The following is a 5,446-nucleotide window of genomic DNA, read 5'->3' as shown; positions in this document are numbered from 1 at the left end:
GTGCCGCCCACGCCGAGCGCGGGCGGCACCCCGTCGTCTCCGGAGGAAGCCCTCACCGGAACCCGGTCGCGGGCGGATCCGCTCCCCGGGGTCGTCGTCCGGTTTCGCGGAGCCCGCTCCGTCCTGCCCCGCCGGGCGCGGCGGTCCGTCCCTCAGTACGACTGCACGGTGGAGATGCGCAGCTCACCCTGCTCGTCCACGTCCACCAGGACGTGGTCGCCCGCCACGAGCTGCTGGTCCAGCACCATGCGCGAGAGCCTGTTGCCGACGTTGCGCTGGATGGTGCGCGCCAGCGGCCGGGCGCCGTAGGCGGGCTGGTAGCCGCGCTCGGACAGCCACCCCACCGCCTCGTCGGTGAACCGCACGGTGATGTCCTGCGCCTTGAGCCGCTCCTCGGTGCGCTCCAGCAGCAGCCGGGTGATCCGGCCCAGCTGCTCCTCGCCGAGCTGCTTGAAGACGATGACCTCGTCGATGCGGTTGATGAACTCGGGGCGGAACTCCTCGCGCAGCCGCCGCATCACCCGCTGCTCGGTGTCGGGGTCCATCTGGCCGTCGGCGGTGAAGCCCATCGGCGCGCCGCCGGTGATCGCCTCCGACCCCAGGTTGCTGGTCATGATGACCACCGTGTTGCGAAAGTCCACGGTCCGCCCCTGCCCGTCGGTCAGGCGGCCGTCGTCCAGCAGCTGGAGCAGCAGGTTGAACACGTCCGGGTGGGCCTTCTCCACCTCGTCCAGCAGCAGCACCGAGTACGGGTGGCGGCGCACCGCCTCGGTGAGCTGGCCCGCCTCCTCGTAGCCCACGAACCCCGGGGGCGCCCCGGTCAGGCGGCTGGCGGTGTGCCTTTCCTGGAACTCGCTCATGTCGATGCGGACCATGGAGTCCTCCGACCCGAACAGGGCCTCGGCCAGCGCCCGCGCCAGCTCGGTCTTGCCCACACCGGTCGGGCCCAGGAACAGGAAGCTGCCCACCGGCCGGTCGGGGTCGCCCAGACCGGCCCGCGAGCGGCGGATCGCCTCCGAGACGGCCGTGACCGCCTCGTCCTGGCCGATCACCCGCTCGTGCAGCACCTCCTCCAGGTTGACCAGCCGGTCCCGCTCCTCCTGGGTCAGCTGGGAGACCGGGATGCCGGTGCTGCGGGAGACCACCTCGGCGATGTCGGCGCTGGTCACCTCGGGGACCGACGAACCGGTTCCGCGCGCCTGGTGGATCGAGCTCCTGGCGGCGGCGATCTCGTCGCGCAGCGCCGAGGCGCGCTCGTAGTCCTCCTGCTGGACCGCCTTCTCCTTCGCCTCCTCCAGGTTCTTGAGCCTGCCCTCCAGCTCGCGCAGCCCGGAGCTGGAGGACTTCAGGCGCAGGCGCACCCGCGCGCCCGCCTGGTCGATGAGGTCGATGGCCTTGTCGGGCAGGAAGCGGTCGGTGACGTAGCGGTCCGACAGCTCGGCCGCCGCCACCAGGCTCTCGTCGGCGAACCGCACCTGGTGGTGGGCCTCGTAGCGGTCGCGCAGCCCGCGCAGGATCTCGACGGTGTCCTCCACCGACGGCTCGGGCACCTGGATCGGCTGGAAGCGGCGCTCCAGGGCCGCGTCCTTCTCGATGTTCTTGCGGTACTCGTCCACGGTCGTCGCGCCGATGATGTGCAGTTCGCCGCGGGCCAGCGCGGGCTTGAGCATGTTCCCGGCGTTCATGGACCCCTCGGCGGCACCGGCGCCGACGATGGTGTGGATCTCGTCGATGAAGACGAGCAGCTGGTCGGACTGGGCGCGGATCTCGTCCACGATGGCGTTCAGGCGCTCCTCGAAGTCGCCCCGGTAGCGCGTGCCCGCCACCACCCCGGCCAGGTCGAGCTGGACCAGGCGGCGTCCGAGCAGGGTCTCGGGGACGTCCTCGTCGAAGATGCGCTGGGCGATGCCCTCCACGATCGCGGTCTTGCCCACGCCCGGGTCGCCGATGAGCACCGGGTTGTTCTTGCGCCGCCGGGCGAGCACCTCGATGCACTGCTCGACCTCGTCGTCGCGGCCGACCACCGGGTCCAGGCGGCCCTCGCGGGCCAGCCCGGTCATGTCGGTGCCGTACTCGTCCAGGGTCGGGGTGGCGGAGGGCTCGCCCTCGCCGTGGTCGGCGGCGGGAGGCGCCCCGGCGGCCTTCTGGAGCGACTGCGGGGTGATCCCCGAGCTGCGCAGGAGCTGGCCGACGGCGCTGTCGGTGTTGACCGCCAGCGCGAAGAGCAGGTGCTCGGGGGTGATGCTGGAGCTGCCCGTGGCGCGGGCGATCTGGAGGGCGTCGAGGAGGGCGCGCTTGGCGACGGGGGTGAGCCGGGCGGACCCGCGCACCGACCTCGGGGTCTGCGACACCGCCTGGTCGATCACGTCGATGACCGGCTGGGCGTCGGAGCCGCTGTTCTGCACCATCTCCCGTGTGGGCGGGTAGCGCAGCAGGGCCCACAGCAGGTGGACCGCGTCGACGTCGGCGCTGCCGGCCTCCAGGGCGCGGCGCACCGCGGCGTCGGCCACCTGCTGGGCCTCGGGGCTCATCAGCTTGGACAGGTCCACGCGGCGGACCGGTCCCCGGGCCCCCAGGAAGCGCGCCAGGAACTCGTCGAAGGAACCCGGGTCGCTGCCGCGGTCGTCGGGAAGGTCGTGTGTCATGGCGTCTTCGTCCCCCGTGCGTGCGGTAGTGGCTTGATCACTCTAAGTGAGTATCCGGAGTTTGTTCGGTAGCGGTCGTCGGCGTGGGGACCGAACGCGCGGGGGCGGCCGGTCCGTCCTCCCGCCGCGCCGGACGTTCCCGCCGAGGGCCGCGCCGGGCCGGGTCGTCCTCCGTCCCGGCCCGCTACCCGACCCGGCGCGGGGATAACACCCGGCGAGGGGACGCGGGAGGCCCGTCACATCCGGTGAGCGGTCCGCCCCGGCCGACCGCACGTCGGTCCCGGCACGGGGCCGTTCGGTGCGCCTGGACGCGGGCCCCGGCACGTGTGCGCGCCGGGGCCGCGCACGGGCTCCGGCGCGCACACCTGCTGTCCTGCGGTCAGTCGGGGCGGTGCCGCCACAGCCGTACCGACACCAGGACGACCGTGCAGGCCAGCGCCACCGCGCCGACCACGGAGACGGTCTGGAGCGCGGTGCCCAGCGCCGTCTCGGCGGCCCCGCGCAGCGCGGCCCCCACCGCGCCGCCCAGGTCACCGGCGACGGCCGCGGCGGCGCCGACGCCCTCACCGGCGGTCTCGGCCGCGTCCGAGGGGACACCGGCGGGCACGGAACCCTCCAGGACGCCCCGGTACACCGCGAGCCCCAGCCCGCCCAGCAGCGCCAGGCTCAGCGTCTGCCCCATGCCCGAGGCCACGTCCACCACCGCCGAGGCCGTCCCCGTCCGCTCCCGCGGCGCGGCGGACAGCGCCAGCTGGCTGCCCAGCGTCATCGCCGGGCCGCCGCCGAGGGAGAGCAGGACGGTACCGGTGACCAGCCCCCACAGGGACCCGGGACCGGCGGACGCCGCCATGGACACCAGCCCGACGAGGGCGACGGGCATCGACAGCGCCAGCACCTGCCCCGCGGTCGCCCACCGCAGCAGCAGCGGGGTGAGCATGGTGCCCGCCAGGCCCGCCACGGCGGGAAGGACCAGCAGCAGGCCCACCAGGCCCGGCGGCACCTCCAGGGCGGACTGGAGGAACTGCACGAGGAACAGGTTCGGGCCGCCCGCGACCAGCAGCATCAGCAGGGTCAGGGACACCGCCGCCCCGAAGCCCCGAGCGGAGAACAGCCCCGGGGGCAGCAGCGGGTCGTCCAGCCGCCGCTGGCGGCGCCAGAACAGCCAGCCCAGCGCCAGGCCCCCGGCCACGGCGGCCAGCAGCGGCGGCTCCGGCCCCCGCGACACGGCCTCCTGGAGGCCGAACACGACCAGGACCAGGGCGGCCGTGGACAGCAGGACGCTCGCGGGGTCCAGCCGCCCCGCACCGGGGTCGCGGAACTCCGGCAGCAGGAACGGCAGGGTCACCAGCGCGAACAGGGCCACGGGCACGTTCACCAGGAACACCGACCCCCACCAGAGGAACTCCAGCAACAGGCCGCCCAGCGGCGGACCCAGCGCCATCCCCACCGAGAACGCGCTCAGGTACAGCGCCACGGCGGTGGCGAACTGCCGGGAGTCGGGGAACATCTGCCGCAGCAGCGCCAGCGCGGACGGCGAGATCACCGCCACGGACGCGCCCAGCACGGCGCGGGCCGCGATGAGCGTCACGGGGTCGGGGGCGAAGGCTGCCGCCGCCGAGGCGGCCGCGTACACGGCCAGGCCGGTCAGGAGCAGCAGGCGCCGCCCCACCCGGTCGCCCAGGCGGCCCATGGTCAGCACCAGCCCGGCGCCCAGCAGCTCGCCCACGTGCAGGATCCACAGCGACTGGGCGGCCGAGGGCAGCAGGTCGGCGCCGATCCGGGGCAGCGCCAGGTAGAGCACCGACACGTCGTTGGCCATCATGAACACGGGCAGGGTCAGGATCGTCAGTCCGAGCCACTCGCGCCACGTCGCGCGGCGGTGCGGGGCCTGGATGGTCATCGGTTCTCCGTGGGTCGTCGGGCGGCTCGGAGGGGTCGGCCGCGGGTCATGGGGTTGTCCGCCCCCGGCGGCGGGGGAGCGGCCGCTCGGGCCGGGGGCTGCGGGACGGGTGTCAGGCCGGGTAGGGGACGGCCGCGCGGTGGGAGCGCAGCGCCCGCGCCCACCAGGTGAGCTCGTCGAGCATGCGCGCGGCGGCCTCCTCGGCGGCCTCGGGCTCGGAGGGCCAACCGCCTTCGGCGTCGAACCGGTCCCAGAAGTCGGCGAAGGACACCGAGTCGCGCACCGTGACGGCGCGCAGCTCGGCGAAGACCTGGCGCAGCTGCTCCACCGCGCGCAGGCCGCCGGAGACGCCGCCGTAGGACACGAAGCCGACCGGCTTGGCCCGCCACTCGTCGACGAACCAGTCGATGGCGGTCTTGAGCGGGGCCGGGAAGCTGTGGTTGTACTCGGGGGTGACGACGACGAACGCGTCGGCGGCGGCCAGGCGCGGCGCCAGCGCCGCCACGGCGGCCGGGGGCTCGCCCTCCGTCAGGCGTTCGGGCAGGCGGGTCCCGGCCAGGTCGACCGGGTCCACCGCGACACCGCCGTGGCCGCGGGCCCGCTCCCGGAACCACGCGGCGGCGGTCGGACCGAAGCGGCCCTCCCGGGTGCTGGCGACGATGACGCACACGCGGGCGGGCGCGTCACCGGACGCGGCGGCGGGGGCCCTGGCGGTGGTGTCGGCGGACACGGGGATCACTCTCCCTCGGGGGCGGTGTGTCGTCGGCGCCCACGCTCGCCGCCCCCGCACTCGGTCCGGCCCCGGTCCGCACTCGGTCCGGTCCCGGGTGGCCCCGGTCAAGGCGCTCGCGCATGCGGCGCGTGTCCGACCGGGGCCACCCGGGACCGGACCGAGTGCGGA

General features: G+C 74.8%; 3 protein-coding genes. All 3 read right to left on the bottom strand.

Annotated features, from left to right (window positions below):
• Positions 1-152: 152 nt before the first annotated feature.
• Complete coding sequence (locus DQW06_RS12080) at positions 153-2,645, bottom strand: ATP-dependent Clp protease ATP-binding subunit (RefSeq protein WP_013152408.1); 2,493 nt, start codon at positions 2,643-2,645, stop codon at positions 153-155.
• 379 nt (positions 2,646-3,024) lie between these two features.
• The gene (locus DQW06_RS12075) at positions 3,025-4,545 is read right to left on the bottom strand and encodes an MFS transporter (RefSeq protein WP_117198447.1); all 1,521 of its coding nucleotides are present in this window, start codon (positions 4,543-4,545) and stop codon (positions 3,025-3,027) included.
• Between the two features lie 112 nt (positions 4,546-4,657).
• Complete coding sequence (locus DQW06_RS12070; RefSeq protein ID WP_198662429.1) at positions 4,658-5,275, bottom strand: NADPH-dependent FMN reductase; 618 nt, start codon at positions 5,273-5,275, stop codon at positions 4,658-4,660.
• Positions 5,276-5,446: the final 171 nt, after the last annotated feature.

Origin of the sequence: Nocardiopsis sp. TNDT3 (assembly GCF_003427465.1) — a bacterium.
Classification (GTDB): domain Bacteria; phylum Actinomycetota; class Actinomycetes; order Streptosporangiales; family Streptosporangiaceae; genus Nocardiopsis; species Nocardiopsis dassonvillei.
This window is presented reverse-complemented; position numbering and strand designations above follow the sequence as displayed.

Excerpts from the sequence above, each read along its gene's own strand:
- DQW06_RS12075 (WP_117198447.1), bottom strand. The coding sequence starts at position 4,545 with ATGACCATCCAGGCCCCGCACCGCCGCGCGACGTGGCGCGAGTGGCTC.
- DQW06_RS12080 (WP_013152408.1), bottom strand. The coding sequence starts at position 2,645 with ATGACACACGACCTTCCCGACGACCGCGGCAGCGACCCGGGTTCCTTC.